This is a genomic window from Bacteroidales bacterium, from assembly GCA_016709865.1.
Classification (GTDB): domain Bacteria; phylum Bacteroidota; class Bacteroidia; order Bacteroidales; family VadinHA17; genus LD21.
Genome location: JADJLX010000002.1, coordinates 399,885 through 424,711, shown reverse-complemented (window position 1 = coordinate 424,711; position 24,827 = coordinate 399,885). Strand labels below are relative to the sequence as shown.

18 protein-coding genes are annotated in these 24,827 nt (G+C 41.2%); 17 read left to right on the top strand and 1 reads right to left on the bottom strand.

Annotated features, from left to right (window positions below):
* Positions 1–240: 240 nt before the first annotated feature.
* The 8 genes from IPJ16_03780 (at position 241) to IPJ16_03745 (ending at position 10,211) form a co-directional block, all read left to right on the top strand.
* The gene (locus IPJ16_03780) at positions 241–1,122 is read left to right on the top strand and encodes a sugar phosphate isomerase/epimerase (protein ID MBK7626306.1); all 882 of its coding nucleotides are present in this window, start codon (positions 241–243) and stop codon (positions 1,120–1,122) included.
* Between the two features lie 112 nt (positions 1,123–1,234).
* A complete protein-coding gene (locus tag IPJ16_03775) occupies positions 1,235–2,314 on the top strand; it encodes an amidohydrolase family protein (GenBank protein MBK7626305.1) in 1,080 nt (359 codons plus the stop codon).
* 131 nt (positions 2,315–2,445) lie between these two features.
* The gene (locus tag IPJ16_03770; protein ID MBK7626304.1) at positions 2,446–3,606 is read left to right on the top strand and encodes an esterase; all 1,161 of its coding nucleotides are present in this window, start codon (positions 2,446–2,448) and stop codon (positions 3,604–3,606) included.
* Positions 3,607–3,639: 33 nt separating this feature from the next.
* A complete protein-coding gene (locus IPJ16_03765) occupies positions 3,640–5,247 on the top strand; it encodes a serine hydrolase (protein ID MBK7626303.1) in 1,608 nt (535 codons plus the stop codon).
* A gap of 136 nt (positions 5,248–5,383) precedes the next feature.
* The gene (locus IPJ16_03760; protein MBK7626302.1) at positions 5,384–6,385 is read left to right on the top strand and encodes an NAD-dependent epimerase/dehydratase family protein; all 1,002 of its coding nucleotides are present in this window, start codon (positions 5,384–5,386) and stop codon (positions 6,383–6,385) included.
* A gap of 11 nt (positions 6,386–6,396) precedes the next feature.
* Positions 6,397–7,533, top strand: a complete 1,137-nt coding sequence (locus tag IPJ16_03755) for an FAD synthase (protein MBK7626301.1) — start codon at positions 6,397–6,399, stop codon at positions 7,531–7,533.
* A gap of 129 nt (positions 7,534–7,662) precedes the next feature.
* Positions 7,663–9,180: an alpha-L-fucosidase gene (locus tag IPJ16_03750; protein ID MBK7626300.1), complete on the top strand. Its 1,518-nt coding sequence runs from the start codon at positions 7,663–7,665 to the stop codon at positions 9,178–9,180.
* 8 nt (positions 9,181–9,188) lie between these two features.
* Positions 9,189–10,211, top strand: a complete 1,023-nt coding sequence (locus tag IPJ16_03745) for a LacI family DNA-binding transcriptional regulator (GenBank protein MBK7626299.1) — start codon at positions 9,189–9,191, stop codon at positions 10,209–10,211.
* A gap of 8 nt (positions 10,212–10,219) precedes the next feature.
* On the opposite strand, the gene IPJ16_03740 is transcribed toward IPJ16_03745, so the two are convergent.
* Positions 10,220–10,837 carry a hypothetical protein gene (locus IPJ16_03740; GenBank protein MBK7626298.1) on the bottom strand — a complete coding sequence of 206 codons (618 nt, stop codon included), beginning with the start codon at positions 10,835–10,837 and terminating at the stop codon, positions 10,220–10,222.
* Between the two features lie 181 nt (positions 10,838–11,018).
* Between IPJ16_03740 and IPJ16_03735 the strand changes: the two genes are divergently transcribed.
* From IPJ16_03735 to IPJ16_03695, 9 genes are all read left to right on the top strand, one after another.
* Positions 11,019–12,062, top strand: a complete 1,044-nt coding sequence (locus IPJ16_03735) for a Gfo/Idh/MocA family oxidoreductase (GenBank protein ID MBK7626297.1) — start codon at positions 11,019–11,021, stop codon at positions 12,060–12,062.
* Positions 12,063–12,111: 49 nt separating this feature from the next.
* Positions 12,112–13,488, top strand: a complete 1,377-nt coding sequence (locus IPJ16_03730) for a Gfo/Idh/MocA family oxidoreductase (protein MBK7626296.1) — start codon at positions 12,112–12,114, stop codon at positions 13,486–13,488.
* Between the two features lie 97 nt (positions 13,489–13,585).
* A complete protein-coding gene (locus IPJ16_03725) occupies positions 13,586–14,653 on the top strand; it encodes a PmoA family protein (protein MBK7626295.1) in 1,068 nt (355 codons plus the stop codon).
* A gap of 226 nt (positions 14,654–14,879) precedes the next feature.
* Positions 14,880–15,644 carry an SGNH/GDSL hydrolase family protein gene (locus IPJ16_03720; GenBank protein MBK7626294.1) on the top strand — a complete coding sequence of 255 codons (765 nt, stop codon included), beginning with the start codon at positions 14,880–14,882 and terminating at the stop codon, positions 15,642–15,644.
* A 115-nt stretch (positions 15,645–15,759) separates the two neighbouring features.
* Positions 15,760–17,172: a sialate O-acetylesterase gene (locus IPJ16_03715; protein ID MBK7626293.1), complete on the top strand. Its 1,413-nt coding sequence runs from the start codon at positions 15,760–15,762 to the stop codon at positions 17,170–17,172.
* 33 nt (positions 17,173–17,205) lie between these two features.
* Positions 17,206–18,900: a carboxylesterase/lipase family protein gene (locus IPJ16_03710; GenBank protein MBK7626292.1), complete on the top strand. Its 1,695-nt coding sequence runs from the start codon at positions 17,206–17,208 to the stop codon at positions 18,898–18,900.
* Between the two features lie 199 nt (positions 18,901–19,099).
* On the top strand, positions 19,100–20,206 hold the full coding sequence (locus tag IPJ16_03705; protein ID MBK7626291.1) for an esterase: 1,107 nt from the start codon (positions 19,100–19,102) through the stop codon (positions 20,204–20,206).
* A 132-nt stretch (positions 20,207–20,338) separates the two neighbouring features.
* Positions 20,339–22,327 (top strand): hypothetical protein, encoded by a 1,989-nt coding sequence (locus IPJ16_03700; protein MBK7626290.1) that lies wholly within the window; start codon positions 20,339–20,341, stop codon positions 22,325–22,327.
* A gap of 99 nt (positions 22,328–22,426) precedes the next feature.
* Complete coding sequence (locus IPJ16_03695) at positions 22,427–24,799, top strand: ABC transporter permease (GenBank protein MBK7626289.1); 2,373 nt, start codon at positions 22,427–22,429, stop codon at positions 24,797–24,799.
* The last annotated feature ends 28 nt before the right edge of the window (positions 24,800–24,827 follow it).

The window sequence follows — 24,827 nt, the reverse complement described above, 5'->3', positions numbered from 1 at the left end:
TCAATAATCAATAACTTATTAATGAACTTCATATATAAACAGATTTTACTTATTGTTATTACAATGCTGATATTTCAAAGTTACTCTTTCTTTTCAATTGTTGAAAGTCCTGCTCCTGCACGATGACAAGTCTTTTTCTCCCATTCACATCTTCTCCGTTTCTCCCATTCTCACTTTCATCTTTTAGTCATTTTTGAATTATTTATGTATCTTTCGTCAAAATTCTAAAACCTGACCAAAATGAAAAAAAGAAGTTTATTTACAATTGTTCTATTGGCTGCACTGACCGGCCTGATACTTACAGCAAGTTATTCATTCAAGAAACCTGCTCAGAAGTTTATTGGACTTCAGTTATACTCATTACGCGACTCAATCAATAAAAATGTACCCTACACAATCAGAAGAGTGAATGAAATGGGTTACAAATTTGTTGAACCGGCAGGTTATGCAAATGGTAAATTTTACGGCATGGACCCTGTTGCTTTTAAAGAATTATGCAAAGCCAATAAACTGACTGTTCTGAGTTCGCATACCGGACAGAGTGTGCCTGATGCAGCAAACAAAGCAAAAACTATGGAATGGTGGGCAACCTGTATCGATGCTCACGTTGCCGCAGGAGCGAAATATATTGTTCAGCCTTCGATGGGAGGAACAGCATATAAAAGTCTTGAAGGACTAAAAGCTTATTGCGACTATTTCAACGAAGTGGGAGCAATGTGCAATGCAAAAGGAATACGTTTTGGTTATCACAATCATGACAAGGAATTTTCTACAAAGCTTGATGGAAAAGTGATGTATGAATATATGCTTGAAAATACAGATCCTTCAAAAGTAATGTTCGAGATTGACCTCTACTGGGCAGTTGTAGGCGGTGCAAATCCTGTTGATTATTTCAACAAATATCCTGGCCGTTTCGAACTATGGCACATTAAAGATAAGGAAGAGATTGGCGCAAGCGGCATGATGGATTTTGCTGCTATATGGAAGGGTGCTAAAATTTCAGGAATGAAATATGGCGTTGTTGAGGTTGAAAGATATAACTTCACAAACTTTGTCAGCTGCCAGAAAAGTATCGATTTTCTGAACTATGCTGATTATGTTAAAATGCCTCTGAAGAAATAGAGTGAATTATCACGGACTTAAATCCGTGTTAAATAATAATCGAAGATCACAGATTTATTTCTGTGATCTTCTTTTTTTATTACTTTTATTGGTGACCAAAACCTCCTGACAAATGAAAGTAAAATCTGCACTTATTGTTATTGCAGTCTTAGTGATTGCAGGCTGCCAGACAGAATATTACACCGCTGAGGATTATCAAAAGGTGTTGAAAATAGATTCTCACATACACATCAATAGCGATGATGGAGCGTTTGAGGATCAGGCGGAAGCAGATAACTTTTTGCTTATTACTCTTGGCGTCGATCATGGCGATTCGGCAAACATGGCCAGCCAGCTTGACTATGCACTGAAAACTGTTGAAAAGCACCCGGGAAAAGTATTTTATGGGTCCTCATTTGTATTCGATACAACTGATTTTGGATCTATGGAATGGATAATGAACACGCAGACTGAGATTCAGAACGGAATTGCAGGCGGGGCAATCTCAGTTAAAATCTGGAAAAACGTTGGAATGACTGTCAGAGACCGGACCGGTAAATTCATAATGATAGATGATCCGCGTCTTGATGACATAATTAAATACATTATTTATAAAGGACTGCCAATTACAGGTCATCTCGGTGAACCAAGAAACTGCTGGCTCCCACTGGAAGAAATGACTGTGAGCAGCGACAGCAGTTATTTTGCGAGAAATCCGCAATACCATATGTATCTCCATCCCGAGTATCCTTCATACGAGGATCAGATGAGTGCCCGCGATAACCTTCTTAAGAAACATCCCGATCTTACTTTTATAGGATGCCATCTTGCCAGTTTCGAATGGAATGTTGATTCCATTGCCGCCCGACTCGACAGGTTCCCGAATCTGGCAGTCGATATGTCTGCCAGGATCTGCCACCTTCAGTATCAGTCAGCCAGCGACCGGGAGAGAGTTCGCAATTTCTGCATCAAATACCAGGACAGGCTGCTGTATGGCACAGATGCAGGCTATAGCGGAAGCAGTAATCCCGATGGATTTAAGAAGCGAATGCATGAAACATGGACAGCTGACTGGAAGTATTTCACATCTGATGAAGAGATGACTGCCCCTCAGTTCAGAGGAACTTTCAAGGGACTTCAGCTCCCGAAAAATATCGTAGATAAAATATATAGCCGGAATGCAATTAAATGGTATAAATTGGCTGTGAAATAATAGTTAAAACCATTTAACCACAAAGGGTACAAAGTCCAGATAACTATCGGGATACACTAACTAACACAAAGGGAATAATGATAAACTGACTCTATAAATAAATGTAAAAAATACACTTAATCTATCATGCAATGAAAAAGTTACTCGGTCTTTTACTGCTTTTTATTCTGGGAAATTCAATTTGTTCTGGTCAGACAGTACAGCTTCCCCCTGACACTCAGCCTGCAGCATCAAATGTCAGAGGTGCACAGTATCCAAGAATTACCTCCGATCTCAGAGCAATATTTCAGGTGAAAGCTCCTGATGCACAGAAAGTGCAACTGCAGCTGGGAAAGGTCTTTGATATGGTGAAGGGTGAAAATGGAATTTGGACAATTACTACTGAACCATTGGTACCTGGTTTTCATTACTATTTCTTCATTATCGATGGTGTAACTGTTTCTGATCCTGCCAGCGAATCTTTTTTTGGTTGGGGCAAGATGTCGAGCGGTATTGAGGTTCCTGAAGCCGGTGTTACTTACTATTCTCTTAAGAATGTACCTCATGGCGATGTACGTCAGAAATGGTACTTCTCAAATGTAACACAGGCCTGGAGACGCTGTTTTGTCTATTGCCCGCCGGAATATAACAGCAATCTTGACAAAAAATATCCTGTACTATACCTCCAGCATGGTTCGGGTGAAGATGAGAGGGGATGGAGCGTTCAGGGTAAAGCCGATATCATAATGGACAATCTTATTGCTGAAGGGAAAGCCGTTCCGATGTTAATAGTTATGGATCAGGGTTATGCAATTAGGCCCGGAACTCCGGCTCCGGTACCCGGGCAGCAGCCTTCCGGTCCCTCTGCATTTGAAGAGGTTGTAATAAAGGATCTCATTCCTTTTATTGATTCAAATTTCAGGACTCTTTCCGACAGGGAACACAGAGCAATGGCCGGACTCTCTATGGGCGGAATGCAGACTATCCAGATTACAATGTCAAATCTAGATAAGTTTTCGCACATAGGAGGATTCAGTGGTGCAGGGAGGTTCAGCGGAGCAGGTCTCGATGTAAATAAAGATTATAACGGTGTTCTTGCTGATGCTGCTGCATTCAATAAAAAGGTAAAACTTTTATGGATCGGAATAGGTACTGCTGAAGCTCAGAACATGTACAAGGCAGTTAATGGCTTTCATCTGGCTCTTTCAGCTGCCGGGATAAAGCATGTTTATTACGAATCTCCTGGGACTGATCATGAATGGCTTACATGGAGAAGAAGCCTGAACGAATTTGCACCGTTGCTTTTCAAATAGAATACTAACTAATTATATAAAATGTTATCTGATATGAGAAATTTAAACAGATCATTCCTTATACTGATACTTGGCTGCTGTCTGATAGTAAATTCACAGGGACAAACCTCAGTCAGGTTGCAAAGGAGCACACCGGAGCAGGAGGGTATATCCTCTAAAGGTATTATTGACTTTGTAAATGCAATAGACACAGGGAAGACAGAGATTCATAGTTTTATGTTTATCAGGCATGGCAAAGTTGTTGCTGAAGGCTGGTGGAATCCTTACGGGCCCGATCTTAAACATATAATGTATTCTGCCAGTAAAACTTTTACTGCAACCGCAATCGGACTTGCAGTTTCTGAAAACAGACTTAAGCTGACCGATAAGGTAGTCTCTTTCTTTCCTGCCTCTCTGCCCGATACTATCAGCGATCTTATGAAATCAATGACCGTAAAAGATCTGCTAATGATGGCAACAGGGATTCCTGCAGAACCGCGTTTTGGTCAGAATGATGAATGGGTACGCTCTTTTCTGTCTATGAGTCCTGCTGCAAAACCAGGTACGGTTTTTAAGTATTTCAATATGGCCACATTTATGCTTTCAGCAATAGTCCAGCAGGTTACAGGGGAAACTATTTACAACTATCTGCAGCCCAGGATTTTTAAACCTCTTGAAATTAAAGGTATCGACTGGGATCTCAATCCTCAGGGTATTAACCTTGGAATGATTGGTTTAAGATTGCGCACTGAGGACATGGCAAAATTTGGTCAGTTGCTTATTCAAAAGGGTAACTGGAACGGAAAACAGCTTATTCCTGAAGAGTGGGTTAAGGAAGCAACTTCATTCAAGATCAAAAGCGAAGGAGGATCAGCAAATATTCCCCCGGAACTGAATGACTGGGTTCAGGGTTACTGTTACCAGATGTGGAGAGGCAGGAACAATAGTGTACGGCTCGATGGTATGGCAGGACAGTTTGTAATCTTACTTCCCGATAAGGACGCAATTGTAGTTCTAACAGCCAATGCTGCAAATACACAGAAAGAACTGGATCTTGTATGGAATTATTTGTATCCTGCTATAAAGGATTCTAAACCATTGCCTGCCGATCAGAATGCTAACAATGAGCTTGGAAAAAAACTAGCTGCTTTGTCAATTAAAACAACTTCGGTTCCCTCGCAGGATTCCCATTTTCAGACGAAGGTTTCAGGTAAATCTGTGACTTTTGACGAGAATAATTATGGTATACAGGGTATCGGATTTAGGTTTAATAATGATATCTGCGAACTATCAATTAAAAGAGAGAATATATCCTATAACATCAAAGCAGGTAAGGATTCTTGGGTGCGGTCCAATACCTTACTTACATCGCTTCTCTCTGCTCCCCGGCCGGCTTCAAAATCGGTCGATGCCAATTACAGTATTCTTCACCCTGTTATCAGACCAGCCGGTTACTACACCTGGACAGACGTCAATACTCTCGATTTTACTGTTCGGTTTGTTGAAGAGACCCTTGGTGCTGAAGGTGTAATTATCAAATTCTCGGAGGAGGCCGGAAGCATAAATGTAAGTCTGACACGAAAAGGAGGAAGAGGACCAGTTCCTGGTCAGGGAGCACAGTCTGCACCTATTGTACTGACTGGCAAGATTAATAGTAATTAAAAATTCAAAATTCAAAATTTGTAATTCAAAATTCGTAATTCAAAATTGAAAATACCTAGTGTATTAAAAAAATACTATTTTTGTATTTAAGTACACGCGAAAGTAATCGTGTAAGTATGTATTAAATTTTAATAGTATGAAAAGAATATTAGTAGCAGGAGCAGGTGGTTTTATAGGCGGTCATCTTGTTAAGGAACTGACAAAAAAAGGCAATAAAGTAAGAGCGGTTGATATTAAACCATTAAACGAGTGGTATCAGGTTTCCGATGATGCTGATAATCTCGTGCTTGATCTCAGATTAAAGGAAAACTGCTTCACTGCGGTGAACGGTTATAATGAGGTTTTTAACCTTGCAGCCGATATGGGTGGCATGGGCTTTATAGAGAATAACAAAGCCGCCTGTATGATAAGTGTCCTTATCAATACTCATCTTCTGATGGCATCAAAAGAGTGTGGAATAGACAGATTCTTCTATGCATCATCCGCATGTGTCTACAATGGTGAAAAACAGACAGATCCTGCAAATCCCGGACTGAAGGAATCAGACGCTTATCCCGCTCTGGCTGAAGATGGATACGGCTGGGAGAAGCTTTTCAGCGAAAGAATGTGCCGCCATTTTTCTGAAGATTTTGGACTAATTACAAGAGTAGCAAGGTTTCATAACGTATATGGTCCTCATGGTACTTATGATGGAGGCAGGGAGAAGGCCCCGGCTGCTATGTGCCGTAAAGTGATTGATGCCCAGCTTAACGGGAAAAAAGAGATAGTCATCTGGGGCGATGGCCATCAGACCAGGAGTTTTATGTATATCGACGACTGTATAAAAGGGATTCAGGACATTATGTACAGCAATATAAATGAACCAATTAACCTTGGAAGCAGCGAGATGGTTTCAATAAATCAGCTTGTTGATATTGTTGAGGATATTGCCGGGTTTAAGATGGAAAGAAAATATGACCTGGGTGCACCAAAAGGTGTAAGAGGCCGTAACAGCGAAAACACATTGATAAAAAAGTATCTTGGCTGGGAGCCGTCTATTCCTCTTAAAAAAGGAATGAAGAAAACCTACGACTGGATTAAAGAAGAGATGGTTAATGAATCGAGAGAAAAGAAAGGTGTAAACCGGTTTAACAAATAAGTGTCCTTTAAATGAAAAGCAGAAAGGTATTTGTAAGCGGTTGTTATGATCTTTTACACGGAGGACATGTGGCATTTTTTAAAACCGCTGCAGCTTACGGCGATCTGTATGTGAGTTTGGGAAGGGATGAAAACCTGCTTCAGTTAAAAGGAAAAAAACCTGTCTTTTCTGAAGAGGAACGTCTTTATATTGTCAGGTCAGTAAGATATGTTCATGATGCTTTCCTTGCCTCGGGAATGGGAATGCTCGATTTTGAACCTGACCTGAAAAGGATAAAACCTGATGTTTTTGTAGTCAATCACGATGGCCACACTCCGGAAAAAGAGATCCTTTGTAAAAAGCTCGGAATAGAATATGTTGTCCTGGAACGTATCCCGGAGCCTGGCTTACCAGCCCGTTCCAGTTCAGGCACGAAAAAAGAAATGCGCTTTCCGTACAGGCTCTGTCTTGCCGGTGGATGGCTCGATCAGCCATGGGTCTCAGAAATTCATCCGGGATCAGTCGTGGTTGCACAGATCTGGCCAACTTTGGATTTTAATGACAGATCAGGCCTTGCAACCAGTTCACGAAAAGTAGGGATACAGCTATGGGGCGACAGATATCCTGATGGTAATCCTAAAACGAATGCAAAACTGCTTTTCGGAGCAGAGAACCCTCCGGGTAAACAGTATATTTCTGGTTCACAGGATCATATTGGCCTTCTTTGTCCCGGAATAAACAGGCTTTATTATAACGGAGGTTTCTGGCCCGAAAGAATCGATTCCTCAACAAACAGGGATGTTTGTGACTGGCTTTCGGATGTACTGCACCTGGTTCCTCTTGAACCCAGGCCAGAAGGTTACGATCCTCTCAAAGAGATGCATCTCGAAAAACAATTGATTAAAGAGCTGGGTGAAGCAGGCAATCTTTGCTGGGAAAGTATACTGAAAAAAGATATTAAGGGACTCGGGAAGGGCATGACTGATACCTTTCTGTCGTGGAAGAAAGTATTGCCTCTAACTGTTCCTCAATGGGTTATGGATGAAATGGAAACAAAATATTTTCCAAATTACCCGGGAGCAATAACCTCTGGAAGTGGCGGAGGTTATGTTATTGTCGCATCAGAAAAAGAGATACCCGGAGCAATTAATATTAAGGTTAGATACTAATTTAAGACAAAAGACAGAAGTAAAAAGACAAAAGTAAGACCCGTAATACTCAGTGAAACTCCGTGTCCTCCGTGGTTAAAATAAGCTATTGCATTTAAAGCACATAATAATAAACAAAACCTGATCAAAATGAAAACCAACATTTTCAAACAACTCAACCTGATAACCGTTTTGGCTATGTTCGTAACGCTACCGCTTCTGTCTCAGCAGGGGAAGTTACCAATCGCAGAAGGCCCCTACAAACCAACTGATGAATCGTTGAAACAATATCAGTATCCTGAATGGTTCAGGGATGCAAAATTCGGCATCTGGTCGCATTGGGGACCCCAGGCAGTTCCGCGTCAGGGCGACTGGTACGCTAAGAGAATGTATATTGAAACTGATCCGTCCTATAAATATCATATTGCCAATTATGGTCATCCATCAGAATTTGGGTTTAAGGATATAATTCCACTCTGGAAAGCAGAAAAGTGGGATCCTGACAAACTGATGGAGCTTTATAAGAAAGCTGGTGCAAAATATTTCTTCAGTATGGGAACCCATCATGATAATTTCTTCCTGTGGGATTCAAGAATTCATAAGTGGAATGCAGTAAAAATGGGTCCTAAGAAGGATGTAGTCAAACTATGGCAGCAGGCAGCAAAAAAGCAGGGTATGAAATTTGGTGTTTCGGAACATCTCGGAGCCAGCTTTACCTGGTATCAGAATGCACATGGCTCCGATAAAACCGGACCGAAAGCCGGTGTTCCTTACGATGGAGCTTATCCTGCATTCTGGGATCTTTATCATGCACCGGCACTGCCTGATGATAAAGGATGGCTGACAAATAATCTTGTATTCCAGATTGAGTGGTTCAGCAGCATCAAAGAGCTTATTGATCAATATCATCCTGACCTCCTGTATTCTGACAGCCAGATGCCTTTTGGTGATGTTGGCAGAAGCCTCATTGCACATTACTATAACCAGAATGTAGCCGGGAATAACGGTACACTTGATGTGGTATACACCTGCAAACAGCCATCAGAAGGCAAATGGGCACAGGACGTTGAGCGCGGGGTGCTTGATACAATAAGTGACTATCCCTGGCAGACAGATACTTCGATTGGTGATTGGTATTACAGAACCGGCCAGCGGTATAAAACTGCGAATGAGGTTATTCAGATGCTTGTTGATATAGTAAGCAAGAACGGTAACCTTCTTATTAATGTGGTTCAGACACCAGAAGGTGACCTTGAACCCGATATGATACAGATTCTCGAGGAAGTAGGAGTATGGACTGCTGCAAACGGTGAAGGTATTTATGGTTCACGTCCTTGGCAGACCTATGGGGAGAAATCAGCAGAAGCCAAAGCAGTTAAACCCGGAAGGTTTAATGAAAACTATAAATTCAATTCAAAAGACATTCGCTTCACAACAAAAGATGGTTTCCTTTATGCTTATTGTCTTGGTACTCCTGCGGAAGATATAGTAATAAAGTCGCTTGCAAAAAACTCCAGATTTAAAGTTGATCCTGTTGCATCTGTTAAGATACTTGGAAGCGATGTGAAGCTTAAATGGACTGTAAATGAAAACGGACTTGTTATAAAGAAACCTGCTAAATTACCGGCATGGCAGGTAATTGGTTTTAAAATCGAATTCAAAAAATAGGCGTCAGTATGGTCAACATCCGGCAATCGGATATTGCAAAGGAGCTTAATATATCCAGGGTCACGGTGTCAAAGGCACTCCGTGACCATCCGGATATATCAAAAGCAATGAAAAAGAAGATAATCGAAACAGCCGGTAAGATGGGATATGTGCCTAACCTTATCGCCCGGCAGTTAAACTCAAGGCGTACCTTCACAATTGGCATTGTTGTACCAGACCTGGAAAATAGTTTTTTCTCTTATGTTGTTGATAGCATGATAGATTACGCAACAGAGCATAGTTACCATGTTATACTTACAGTTTCGCGTGAAAAAGAGCGGATCGAGAAACAAAACATAGAGAATCTTATCGGAATGAGGGTCGATGGACTCCTTGTCTGTCTCTCGCAGGAAACGAAAGACAGTCAAATGTTTGACATTGTAAGGAAGATGAATATTCCTCTGGTGTTTTTTGACCGTGCTTTTAAAAACATGAAGTTTTCGAGAGTTGTTTTTAATGATAAATCAGGCGCTGCCAGTTCATTAAACCGCATAATTGAAGAGGGTTATTCAAGGCTTGCCAATTTTGCCGGATTTCAGACTACAAGTATTGGGAAGGAAAGAGCCGAAGGATTTACTGAGACACTTTCGAAACATAAAATTCCAATAAAAAGGGAATGGATTATTGAAAGCGGTTTTGAGCTGAAGGATGGCTATGAATCGTTCAGAAAACTTAACAGTTCAGGAAATCTTCCTGAAGTTATTTACACTGTTAATGACAGGGTCGCGCTTGGAGCATATAAGGCAGCTAAAGAGGCCGGATTAAGGATTCCGGAAGATATAGGCATATTTGGATTCGGCTTCGTTGAGATAACTGATTCCTTTGATCCTCAGCTAACTGTAATTAATCAGGATCCAAGGAAGATGGGTCTTGAAGCTGCGAAACTCCTTATAGGTGAAATCGAGGATGACACCAAAAGAGGAAAGAGTATAATATCAATTGATGAGGAGTTCCTCTGGAGAAAATCAGTCAAAAGGAAAATGGGAAAATAGTTAAAAGGTTACTTTTCTCCCTTGAGTTTCTTAATCTCCAGGAAATGAGCCATTGACATTTTTTCACGGGCTTCCCGTGTTGTTTTGCGGTAAGCTTCAAACTCGTTTTTCAAATCCTCCAGTTCCTTTCTGGTATTACCTGTGACAATAAGGTTTCTTTTAAAAGCAAGAAAGCCTAACGCAAGAATACCTAATAATCCGGCTACTATTATCCACATAGTAGAGTTGTACGATGTTTTATTTACTTCGAGACCTAATACTTTGATGCTGTTTTTTGTTTTGGTCATTTCTTCCAGACTGATTTTTGTCGTTTCAAGCAATGCAGTAAGTGAATCAATATTACTTTTCAGTACAGACCTCTCTGCCCTTAATAGCATATTACTGTTTCCGGCAGCAGCAAGTGTATCATTAACATTGATCTTGATTTTCTGGAACATATCCTCCCTGATTGCCCTGTAAAACTCATAAATTCTGGTTTTCTGTTCAAGGTAATTCAACTGCTCTTTAATAGAATTATTACTGAGTTCCGGAGGCATTACAGTCTGTCCGTAGCCAATTTCTGCAAAAATTATAAGCATAATAAATACCAGGATACTTCTGAAAACTGACAGATTTTTTTTGATCATTGGATTGATATTTAGCGGTTGAAACAACAGGTCTGTTAATTAAACGTAAAAGTTAATACAAAATTACATTTCTTCATTAAATCATGCCTGTGAATTAATTTGTTAATTATTTTTTGAATGGTTCAAATAATTATTAAATTTCATTCCTTTAATAATCATTCTACATCTTAGTACTCAATAAATGAATAATACGTTAAAACGTCGTGATTTTATAAAAACTGCAGCTGCAGGGACTGTTGGACTGGGACTAACAGGTAAAAGCCATGAATTGGATGTTCTGAACCAGATTTCTGCTAGGAGAGTGGGAATTATTGGTCTCGATACATCTCACAGCGGGGCATTCATTTCTTCGCTTAATAAATCAGATGCAGGACCTGAATATGGAGGATATAAAGTAGTTGCTGCATATCCAAAGGGAAGCAGTGAAATAAAAAGCAGCTACGAAAGAATACCAAAGTATACTGAAGATGCCGTAAAACTTGGTGTTGAAATAGTTAATTCGATTGACGAACTTCTTCAAAAGGTTGATGTTGTTTTACTTGAGACAAATGACGGACGCCTTCACCTTGAACAGGTAATTCCTGTGCTTAAAGCCGGAAAAAGAGTATTTATCGATAAACCGATAGCCGCATCGCTGGCTGAGGCAATTGCAATTTTTGATGCCTCAGCATACTATAAAGTACCTCTTTTCTCTGCTTCATCCCTGAGATACATCAACGGAGCAAAAGAGATTTCAGAAGGATCAATTGGAAAAGTTCTTGGCGCTGATGCTTATAGTCCGGGTACCCTCGAAAAAACACACCCCGATCTTTTCTGGTATGGAGTGCATGGTGTTGAGACACTTTTTACGGTAATGGGTAACGGTTGCAAGTCGGTTGTAAGAACATCCGTGCCAGATACCGATCTCGTTGTAGGTACCTGGGAAGATGGAAGAATAGGAACTTTCAGAGGTATCAGAGGAGGAAAATCAGATTATGGCGGAATTGTATATGGCGAAAAAGCAATATCGGTTCTTGGAAAATATGCAGGTTATACACCCTTGCTGATTAAGATAATTGAATTTTTTAATACAGGAATACCGCCGGTATCATCAGCTGAAACACTTGAGATCTTTACCTTCATGGCTGCAGCTGAAGAAAGTAAGAACAGGGGAGGAATCCCGGTTTCGACAGCAGATGTATTTGCCGATGCAAAAAAGGCCGCTGCTAAAATAAACTTCAAATAATTTAATCTTAAATAGAAACCTATTAATCAACTAATTAACTATACCTAACATGACAAACCGTAGAAACTTTATCAAAAAAACAGCTATGGGAACTGCCGCAATAACAATTGGCGGTATGGGTTTCAGCGCTAAATCTTATGGCTCTATCCAGGGCGCAAATGACCGGATCAATGTTGCAGTTATCGGTATCCGCGGACAAGGCGGAGGACATATTAACAGCTGGTGCGGAATGAAAGATTCCAAAAACGTACGCCTGAGAACGCTATGCGATGTTGATGAGCAATACTTTGCTGCAAAATCAAAAATAGTGCTTGATAAGACAGGAGAAGCTCCCAAAACCGAGTGGGATATGCGTAAAGTATTTGATGACAAAGAGATACATGCTGTCTCCTTTGCTGTTCCTAACCACTGGCATGCTCTTGGAACAATCTGGGCATGTCAGGCCGGCAAACATGTTTATGTTGAAAAGCCAGCCACCCATAATATTTTTGAGGGAAGGAAAATGGTTGAAGCAGCCAGAAAATATAATGTGCGTGTACAGACCGGAACACAGAACCGTTCAATCACCGGTGTTATGAATGCTATTAAATTCCTCCACGATGGTGGTATTGGTGATGTATTCATGGCACGCGGATTATGTTTCAAACCACGCGATTCCTTCGGTATTGCCCCGGATAGCACTCCTCCTCCAACATTACATTATGATATGTGGCAGGGACCAGCCCAGGAGAGACCTTACAATGAGAAGAAGGTGCATTACAACTGGCATTGGTTCTGGGCTACAGGAGGAGGAGATACTGCAAACCAGGGTCCTCATCAGTTCGATATCGCCCGCTGGGGACTTAACAAAGATGAACATCCCGTAACAATATATTCCATGGGTGGGCTATTCGGAATTGATCCAAAAGAGTGCGCACAGGAGACCCCCAATACTCAGACTTCGATGTTTAAATACAAAGATGGAAAAGTAATTGAGTTTGGTACAAGAGGACGCTATACAAACGGCGAATCGAGTCTGGATATTAACATAGGCAATATGTTCTATGGCACAGAAGGGTACATGGAAATTGACGGCGGAAAATGGAAAGCATTCAGAAAACGTGAAAACAAGCCTTTCGCAGGTTCTGATGTAGTACCTGCAGAAGAGAAGCCAGCTGATAACGCATATCTTGCTGCTCCAGGCGGTTCAAGTCATTATGGCAATTTCATCGATGCAATCCGTTCAGGAAAGAATGAAGATCTGCATTGCGATATTCATGACGGATTCATGTCAGCCGCTTTACCTGCTTTAGCAAATATTTCATATCGCCTTAAAAGAGAATTAACATTTGACGGCGCCAAGGAAAAATTTGTCAACGATCCTGAGGCAGATAAATTACTTACACGTGAGTATCGTAAGCCTTACGTGGTTCCTAATGTAGTGTAAAAAAATTGGTGCTGGGTGCTGGTTACTAGGTTCTAGGTGCTAGGTTTTAGGTACCCTGCACCCAGTACCAAGCACCCAGCACCTGGCATGTAACTTAATGATAACTAGTATTATGCGATTATTCTTAATCGGATTATTAACGATTTTTCTGATAGTTTCATGCAACCGGTCTGGAGACGGACCGGTTGCTACTATTAAGTTTGTCACTCACAGCGATGAGAACAAGACAGATGTACTGATAGATGAAAAACTGTTCACTTCCTTTTGCTGGCCTGATAGTGTTTATAAACCAATTCTATATCCAGTTATAACAGCGGGAGGAACAGAAATAACACGTGGTTTTCCGCTAAAGCCAAGGGAGGGGGAACGGAATGACCATATTCACCAGGTGGGGATCTGGTTCAATTACGGGAATGTCAACGGATATGATTTCTGGGGTAATGGTTACAGAGGAATTAAAGAGCCAAATGGTGGTGTTATAAAGCATATCAGAATTGACCGTCTGGCAAGTAAAAACGGCGAAGGATCATTTGTATCGGTTGAAGAGTGGCTTTCTCCCGCAGGAGTGAAGCTTCTGACAGAAAAAACGGAATATCATTTCATTGCAAAGGGAGCTGTAAGAATCATTGACAGGATTACAAGTCTGACAGCAGGTGATTCTGCAGTTTATTTTAAGGACACCAAGGAGGGTATGTTCGGTATCCGTGTAGCCCGGCAACTGGAACTGCCTGCTAATGAGGGTGTAATTCTGCTTGATTCACAGGGTGTTCCATCAGCGTTAAAAGATACCCTTAACAGGGGTGTTACCGGTAATTATTTTAGCAGTGAAGGCATATCAGGCGACGCTGTCTGGGGTACAAGGGCTAAATGGATGAATCTTTCCGGTATTATCGGAAATGAAAAGATCTCTGTTGTGATCTGTGATCATCCGAAAAATCCAGGATATCCAACCTACTGGCATGCCAGAGGGTATGGTTTATTTGCGGCAAACCCGCTGGGCTGGAATGATTTCACAAAAAACAAAGAGCAATTTAATTTTTCAATCCCGGCAAAAAAATCCGCGAAATTCAGATATCGTGTTATAATTAGTTCAGGATCGCAGTTAACAGATTCTGAAATAAATACGTATTCAGAAGAGTTTGGGGAGTTATATAAAAAAAAGTAATAAGAATTTATATATTTAGTTAATACTTTTCCGCAACTGGGCTTAACCCGCCCCCATTCCCCCTCACTTAAAAGTATGGGTGGGAGTGTAATTTGTTGTATATGAGGACTATTCCCCTTCCCTTATTGTTTAAGGGAAGGGGTTAGGGGATGGGTTAAAGATTTGATGCAGGGAAATGATGTAAATAAATAATATAGAAAACATATATGATCTAATAATAATTTCTATGGAAAATAACAACAACAGCAGACGCAGCTTCATAAGGAAAGCGGCATTGGGTGGATTAATGGCAGTCAGTATTCCTGAAATACTGTCAGCCTCAATGGCTCCTGCAGCAATGAAAAAACATACTCTTGCAAAGGGAAATGTAATCCTCTTTCAGGGCGATTCTATAACTGATGCCGGCAGGAATAAGGAAGAAATGGCCTTCAATAATCAGAGAGCACTTGGTACTGGTTATGCCATGCTCACAGCAGCCGCTTTACTTGAAAAGTATGCATCACTTGATCTGAAAATATATAATAAGGGTATATCAGGAAATAAGGTATTTCAACTGGCAGAACGCTGGGATAAAGATTGTCTCGAATTAAAGCCCGATGTTCTGAGTATACTCATCGGAGTTAACGATATCTGGCATAAGCTGAACGGACAATATAACGGCACAGTTGAGATCTATAAGAAAGATTATATAGCTCTTCTCGAAAGAACAAAGAAAGCTCTCCCAAATGTAAAACTTATTATTTGTGAGCCATTTGCAGTCCGCGGTGTTAAAGCTGTCGACGATAAATGGTATCCCGAATTCTATGATTACCAGAAAGCTGCAAGAGAAGTTGCTGATCAGTTCGGTGCCGTATTTATCCCTATGCAGAAAGTATATGATGAGGCGCAGAAAAGAGCTCCCGGTGCTTACTGGACTGGCGACGGAGTGCACGCATCATTCCCGGGTGCACAGCTGATGGCTCAGGCATGGATGGCGGCAGTGAAGGCATAAAGGCTTAACGGCGTAACGGCGCAAAGATTCAAAGGCAAATAAACTCCGTGAACCTCTGTGCCTCCGTGTCTCCGTGGTAATTATTTTATTCATTTATCAATTAATTTAATATAATATGAAAAGAGTGTTCTTTTTGTTTTCTGCAATTCTGTTAATCTTATTTATCAATTCCGGAACTGTTTCAGCCGAAGTAAAACTGCCCGCGATTTTTGGCGATAACATGGTATTGCAGCAGAAGTCGGAAGTTGCAATATGGGGAACAGCAACTAATAATTCGACTGTGAAAGTTAATACCTCATGGAATGGGAAAAGCTACACTGCAAGAGCATCTGGCGACGGAAAATGGAAACTTAAAGTTGTAACACCTTCAGCAGGTGGTCCTTATGAGGTTACAGTTAGCGAAGGGAATACGATTAAGCTGAAAAATGTCCTGATTGGTGAAGTCTGGATATGCTCCGGACAATCCAATATGGAGATGCCTATGAAAGGTTATGGGAACCAGCCGATTCTTGGATCGAACGAGGCTATCGCAACATCCTCAAATCCTGAAATAAGGATGTTCACTGTAAAAAAGGCCTCCAGTCTTCAGACTCAGTCAGATTTCGAAGGCACATGGATGATCTGTGAGCCGGAGAATGTAAGTGAATTCAGTGCCACGGGTTACTATTTCGGGTTGATGCTCAACAGAGCTCTGAAAGTACCTGTCGGATTGGTTAATTCAAGTTGGGGCGGGACCCGCATTGAACCCTGGATTAGTGAGGATGGAATTAAGAAATTTGAGTTTGTAAAAATGCCTGATAAGAATCAGCAGGGACCATTATCACAGCAGACACCCACTGTCTTGTTCAATGCAATGATAAATCCAATGGTCGGATATGGAATTAAGGGTGCAATATGGTATCAGGGCGAGTCAAACAGGAATGAAGCTTCAGACTATGTTAAACTTATGCCCGGATTAATTGAAAACTGGCGTTCGGTTTGGGGAGTTGGTGATTTTTCATTCTACTATGTTCAGATAGCTCCATTTGATTATGGCCCAACAGGTCTGAGTTCAGCTTATCTCAGAGAGGCTCAGCTGAAAGCTTCAACTGCTATCCCGAATATTGGAATGGCAACAATAATGGATATTGGTGAGAAAGATTGCATCCATCCTGCTAATAAGAAAGCAGGAGGTGACCGGCTTGCATATCTCGCACTGACAAATACTTATGGTAAGAAAGGATTCACCGGTGCCGGACCTGTCCTCAAAGAGATGACAGTTAACGGATCAATGGTTAAACTTACTTTCAATAATGCGCCTAATGGAATCACTTCATTCGGCAAGGAGTTATCATGTTTCGAAATTGCCGGATCAAATAAACGATTCTATCCGGCAATTGCTTCATTCGCTCTTGGAGGAATAACACTTTACCATCCGTCTGTGGCTGAGCCTGTTGCTGTCAGATATGCTTTCAAAGATTTTATCGTGGGTGATCTTTTCAATATTGAAGGGATTCCTGCATCTTCATTCAGAACTGATTCCTGGTAATTAATCATTCATTAATATTTAAATTCAGATAAAATGAAATCCAACAGACGAAATTTCATCAGGACCGTAGGGGCCGGAGCAACCGGTTTCACACTGGGGGCAGCTGCTTTAACGGCTGCTTCGTGCGCTTCTCCCGTTGCAAAAAAAGATGAAGATGACGGACAGGTTCTGTTTATCGGCGACGATATTGCAGTTGCTGATACACAATATGGTAAGGTAAAAGGTTATATTCTGAGAGGGATCAATTACTTCCTTGGAATACCTTATGGGGCTGATACATCAGGAGCTAACCGCTTCATGCCACCACAGAAACCGAAGCCATGGACTGAAGTCTTTCCGGCAGTATGGTGGGGTAACTCTGCTCCTCAGATAATAGAAAAAAGATATGCAAATGCCTATTCCTCTTTTGTCGACCATTGGAATTATGACGATGTGAGCGAAGATTGCCTCAGGTTAAATGTTTTCACACCTGCTATAAACGACGGGAAGAAACGACCCGTACTGGTATGGCTCCATGGAGGCGGATTTGTTAATGGTAACGGAATCGAACAGGATGGTTATAACGGAGAAAATTTCAGCAGGTTCGGAGACGTTGTGTATTGTTCTGTAAATCACCGTCTTGGTGCTCTGGGATTCACAAATCTGGCTGGTGTCGGGGGTGATAAGTTTGCAGCATCCGGAAATGTAGGGATGCTTGATCTTGTAGCTGCACTTGAGTGGGTGAGAGATAATATCTCCAATTTCGGAGGTGATCCGGGCAATGTGACAATTATAGGGCAATCAGGAGGTGGATCTAAAGTAACCACTCTCACTGCCATGCCTTCGGCAAAAGGACTTTTTCATAAAGCAGTCGTTCTTAGCGGTGCAGGTATCAAATCGGGTGAAAAAGATTATTCAGAAAAACTGGGCGCTTATGTTTTGAAGGAAGCCGGATTATCTGAAAAACAGATTGATAAGCTTCAGGAAATTCCTTGGCTAGATTATATAGGTATTGCAAACAGGGCTGCAACAAAACTTGCTGAAGATTCCGGACCTGCAGCACCTGGTATTCGCAGAGGATTTAACCCCATTGTTGATGGCGTTTATATCCCACAGCATCCGTTTTATCCCGATGCTTCCCCAACAGCAGAAAGTGTTCCTATGATAGTCTGTTCTACGCTTAATGAACAGTCACCCAGCCGCACCGACGCCGCCCTCGAGAATATCACTATTGATGAAGTGAAAGAGAAAATTAAACTCAGAGCCGGATTTGGGGCAGGATTTGGTGACAAAGCCGGAGAAATAGTCGATTCTTATGTAAAAACATTTCCTGATAAGAGACCAATCGAGATCTGGTCGATGGTAAGCAGTAACAGACAGAGCCTTATAGCTCTGGCCGACGCCAAATCAAAACAGTCGACACCTGTCTATATTGCCTGGTTCTGCTGGCAGCCTCCTTTGTTTGATAACCGGATGCGTGCCTTCCATTGCATCGATATCTGTTTCTGGTTTTATAACACCGACCTCATGCTTACTCATACAGGCGGAGGTGCACGCCCAAGAAAGTTATCCGAAAAAATGGCAGGTTCTCTCCTTCAGTTTATGAAAACCGGCGATCCGAATGGTGGCGGACTGCCATCATGGTCAGCATATAGCACAGCAAACGGAGAAACTATGGTTCTTGACGATGTCAGCGAACTAAAAAATGATCCCGACAGGGAAGCCCGTAAGGCATTTCCGGCTTTATGACAGGTAACTAAAGTTTAAAGATGTATAATTTAAAAATAATCAATAGATTGAAGGAGTTTTAATCATGAGAAAAAACTTAAAAGCAATATTTGTAACAAATGTTACAATTTGCATGTTTTACTTTTTAACAATTACAGCTTTTGCACAGGAACCGGCCAGACCGGCTGCAAATGCACCAGCTGCAAGACCTGCATTCAGAATGCCGGCAAGAATAATATCGCCTGAACTGTTGCCCGATGGAAAAGTAACCTTCAGGGTTTATTCTAAGGATGCATCCAAAGTTACTGTTGCAGGTGAGTGGCAGACAGGCTTTAATGCTGCAGAAAATCTTGTCAGGAATGATACCGGGCTCTTTACCCTTACAGTCGGACCATTGAAACCTGAATTATATGGTTACACTTTCACAGTTGACGGTGTAAGGACAATCGATCCTAACAACGTTCAGGTAAGACGCGATGGTGTTAATCATCAGAGCTACTTCATTATACCAGGTGCTGAATCAGACCTTTATTTCCAGAAGAATGGAGTTCCTCATGGTACTATAAACAAAGTCTGGTATAAATCAGCAGTTCTAGGATTCGACAGAAGAGTCTATGTTTATACTCCTGCCGGATATGAAGGAGGAACAGCCAGGTATCCTGTATTTTATCTTTTACATGGTGCCGGTGGTGATGAGGACGCATGGTCAAACATGGGAAGAGCAGCACAGATTATGGATAACCTTATTGCACAGGGAAAAGCTAAACCAATGATCGTGGTAATGACTAATGGAAACGCAAATCAGGCAGGTGCTCAGAATGAAGTACCTCCTGTGCAGATGCAAGGCGACCAGACTGTCTCTTCATATCAGCGGCTGGCTGGTAAATTTGAAGAACATCTTGTAAAGGATGTTGTCCCATTCATTGAGAAAAACTATCGTACTCTTACTGGTAAGGAGAACCGTGCTATTGCCGGGTTATCAATGGGAGGAGGACATACCCAGACCATCACGAATAATAATCCGGGTATGTTCGATTATATAGGTGTTTACAGTATGGGCATAATGAATATGGGGCAGCAAAACCAGGATGCCGCAAAACTTGAAGAGGAGAGAAATGCAAAGCTTCTGAAGTTGAAAGAGAGCGGTTTTAAACTTTACTGGATTGGTTGCGGTAAAGATGACTTTGTTTATAACAGTGTAATTAACCTGAGAGCCGCTCTTGATAAGGTTGGACTGAAATATGTCTATCGCGAAAGCACAGGAGGACATACCTGGGCAAACTGGAGAATATACCTTTCAGAATTCGCTCCTCAATTATTCAGGTGAAAATTCCTTAGTGTTCCTTTGTGTTCACCTTTGTGTCCTTTGTGGTTAATTGATTCTTTTTTACCACAAAGGGCTCAAAGTATTTCACAAAGGTACACAAAGGAAAATGCCAATTATTCTTTTAACATTAAAATGAAAAGAAATCTGGTTTTAATTCTCATTTCTGCCTTCTTTGTTTTTAATCTTCAGGGACAAAATCGCTGGAGTCTTGAAGATGACGGATCAATCATCTGGAAAGTAACAAAGGGGGAAGCTCACTCTGATAATATCGAAATGAGCGGGCGTTTCATCTCCGTAATAACTACTTATGGTGTCGACGAAAAAGGAAAACTCCTTGGCACCAAACAGCTTGTATTTCCGATGCTGCGGACTATTCCAAATGATACCCATGCCAGTCTTTCATACACTTTCGGTCAGGAGGCAGAACCTATAATAAAAATTAATAACAGGCCTGCAAATGAGATAATTACCGGATTCAGACTGCGTGGCATTCTTACAACAAACGGGATAATAAACAATAACATTAATATAACACGTGAGTTTTTTCCTTCAACCGATAAGCCTTTCGCTGTTGAGATAGTAACTCTGGAAAATAAATCAACCAGAGATGCTGCAATTGATATAGAGGATTTTGAGAAAAACAGTCGCACACACAGGGAGAAAAGCGTTTATGATGTTTATGAAATAACAGCAAAGACCTTAGGTTCAGGATTATATACATTAAAGCCTGATGAAAAGCTTACATTCGCAGTGATATTCTCCGGTCGGAAGCTCTCTGATAAACCATTGGTTCCTGATATTGAAAAAGAACTCTCCAGTCGTGTAGCTTTTGTAAATGAGATGTTTCAAAACCTGACTTTCACATCGCCTGATCCTGTTCTTAACCGCATGTTTGATTTTGCGAAAATCAGGGCAATGGAGAGTATCTATGAGACAAAAGGGGGATTGGTTCACGGGCCGGGAGGAGGCGCTTACTATGCTGCAATCTGGGCTAATGATCAGGCTGAATACGCGAATCCTTTTTTCGCATACACAGGTTATTCAACTGCGATTGAGGCCGGAATGGTTTCATGGAGCTGGTTCTCAAGGTATATGAATCCTGAATATAAGCCAATCCCAAGTTCTATAATTGCTGAGGGTACAGGATTCTGGAACGGAGCCGGCGACAGAGGTGATCAGGCAATGATTGCTTACGGGGCCTCACGTTTTGCTCTGGCTCTGGGAGACAGAAATGCAGCTGAAGAACTCTGGCCTTTAATTGAGTGGTGTATCGAATACAGCCGGAGAAAAATAAATGCCGATGGCGTTGTCGCTTCCGACAGCGATGAGCTTGAGGGACGATTCCCGGCAGGAAAAGCCAACCTCTGCACCTCATCATTACTTTATGATGCCTTGATATCAGCAGCTTACCTGGGAAGAGACCTTGGCAAACCGCCAAAACTCATTGCTCAGTATAAAAGCATGGCCCGAGATCTGAGAGCTAATATTGAGAAATATTTTGGAGCTAAGGTGGATGGGTTTGATACTTACAGATATTACGATGGTAACGATGTTCTCCGTTCATGGATCTGTATTCCTCTCACAGTAGGGATCTTCGACAGGGCTCAGGGTACTATGGATGCACTTTTCTCACCAAAACTCTGGACCGATCAGGGATTACTGACTCAGGCCGGATCAACAACATTCTGGGACCGTTCAACTCTTTATGGTTTGAGAGGCGTATTTGCAGCCGGAGCAACAGGGAAAGGACTTAAATACCTCACCGATTATTCCAATCATCGTTTGCTTGGTGAACATGTCCCGTATGCTGTTGAGGCATGGCCTGAAGGTAACCAGCGCCATCTCTCAGCTGAAAGTGCTTTATACTGCAGGGTTATTACCGAAGGTGTATTCGGATTCAGACCAACAGGTTTAAGTTCATTCTCTGTAACACCTCAGCTACCGGAAACCTGGAATGAAATGTCGCTTAAGAATATCAGGGCTTTTAATGGCAAATCGGTTGACCTGAATGTAGTAAGATCAGGGAGAAAGATAAGATTGGAGATCTCTGTCGATAGCAAACAATATAAGGTCATCGTGCTTGAAAATGGGAGCAGGGCAGAAGTAAAAATAACTAATTGATATAGGCTTACTGTCTGTAAATTGACATAAATCAAAATAAATCAGGTGCAGCATAATACGACTTAAGTCGTCTTTATGCTGCACCTAATTTATTAAACCATGTTTAAAAATTTCTTCCGGATCTCCTTCAGGAATATCTCACGGCAAAAAGGATTCACCTTAATAAATGTTACAGGACTTGCAGTTGGAATGGCTGCTTCACTGCTTATTCTACTTTGGGTTCAGGATGAATTTAGTTATGACAGGTTTAATGAGAAAGCTGATAGTATATATCGGGTGGAAGAGGACCAGTTTTATAGCGGAAAACGTTACCATGTTACTGTCACTCCACATCCGAGCGGACCAGTCTGGAAAGAGAAGATCCCTGAAATCATTGAACAAACCCGAATAAACCGCCTGCCAAGGATCTTATTCAGACAGGAAGACAAGGTGTTCTTTGAATCAGCAATAATAGCTGCAGATTCGGGTCTTTTTCAGATGTTTACGATGCCGTTTATTAATGGAGATCCTGCAACTGCTCTAAGCTCACCAAATTCAATAGTTCTATCAGAGAAACTGGCAAATAAATACTTTGGTGATATAGATCCTGTTGGTAAGACGCTGAATTTTGAAAATAAATTTCAGTTCATGGTCACCGGAGTGATGAAGGATCTTCCCAGGAACTCTATATTTAATTTTGAAGGTGTTTTGCCATATTCATTTTTGAGACAGATAGGGGGCATAAGCGACTCCTGGGGAAATAATTCCATATTTACGTATGTACAACTTGCTAATGGATCAGTAATAGACTCTGTTAATAAGAAACTTACAAATATTGTTTTGGAATATACTCCACAGACAACTACCAAATATGTGTTGTTCCCGTTTCCGGATATTCATCTTCATGCACAGTTTGGATTTGATGAATCAAAAGGTCCGATAATCACAGTATATATATTTACACTTATAGCCATTTTTGTTCTGTTAATAGCCTGTTTTAATTTTATAAACCTGTCAACCGCAAAAGCAACTACGCGGGGTAAAGAGATAGGAATCAAGAAAGTAGCAGGCGCTGATCAGATGTCAATGATAGTACAGTTCATGCTTGAATCTCTGTTACTGATTGCGGTAGCTCTGATTTTTGCTCTTTTACTTGTTGGAGTATCACTGGGCCTGTTCAATACAATTTCGGGTAAGAGTTTTACACTCGCAAACCTTTTCCAACTGAAGTTTATTCTCAACTTTCTTGTTGTTGGTATTCTTGCTGGTTTTATTTCAGGTATATATCCTGCTTTTTACCTTTCTTCATTCAATCCGGTAGCTGTTCTTAAAGGTGAAAACGTTTCCGGAAAAGGTAACGGCAGGCTTAGAAAAGTACTTGTAGTAATTCAGTTTACGATGTCAATTCTCATTGCTATTGTGGCCATTTTTATGTACAAGCAATTACGCTTTATGCAGGAGAAAGACCTTGGTTTCGATAAGGATAATCTTATTTGTATCCAAATGGCCGAAGCAATGAAACCTAAATACTATTCTCTTAAGAATGAGTTACTTAAAGAGACTGTGATTGAGGGAGTTACGGCCGCCAGAAGCAATCCCGTAAGGATTGGCAGCAATTCAGGCGGAGCATGGTGGGAAGGCAAAGACCCTGATAAGACAGTCTTAATAGGCACAAATGCAGTCGATTATGATTATCTTAAAACATTGAAGATGGAGCTGGCTTCCGGCCGTGATTTTTCCAGGGAATTTGTTGGCGATATGGCAAAGGACACTGTTGGTAATTTTCTTTTAAATGAGGAGGCAATAAAAGCAACCGGACTAACAGATCCGGTTGGAAAAAGTTTCCGTTTCATGGGTATAAGAGGAAGAATAGTGGGTGTTTTAAAGAATTTCCATTTTAAATCTGCCGATCAGCCTATCGAACCTATAGCATTTGCTCTGACTGAACCAAGGTATCTGAGTGTTATACTGATCAGGATTCCCGGCGGAAATACTTTGGAATCGCTTAAAACTGTTGAAAAGGTATGGAGTGAGGTTATTCCTGAATACCCGCTCGATTACAGTTTTGTCGACCAGGATTATGACAGCCTTTTCCGGGCTCAGATCCGCCTTACCACTTTACTCAAATATTTTACAATTCTCGCTATTATTATTGCCTGCCTTGGACTTTATGGACTTTCATCATATTCTGCCGAGAGAAGAACTAATGAAGTTGGCATCAGAAAAGTCATGGGAGCTGGTTCCCTTACAGTAATGTATTCTCTTTCAAAAGAGTTTCTATTCCTTGTTCTGATATCAATAGTAATAGCAATTCCGGTAGGCTGGATACTTGTAAATAATATGCTTAAAGAGTTTGCCTACAGAATTGATGTCAGCTACCTAGTTTTTGCCGGAATCGCGGGTGGTGCTATTGTAATTGCAATGTTAACCGTTAGTTTTCAGGCATATAAGGCTACAGGAATAAATCCGGCTGAAGCTCTTAAAATTGAATAATATTTCCTGCAACTATTTGATTTTTTAT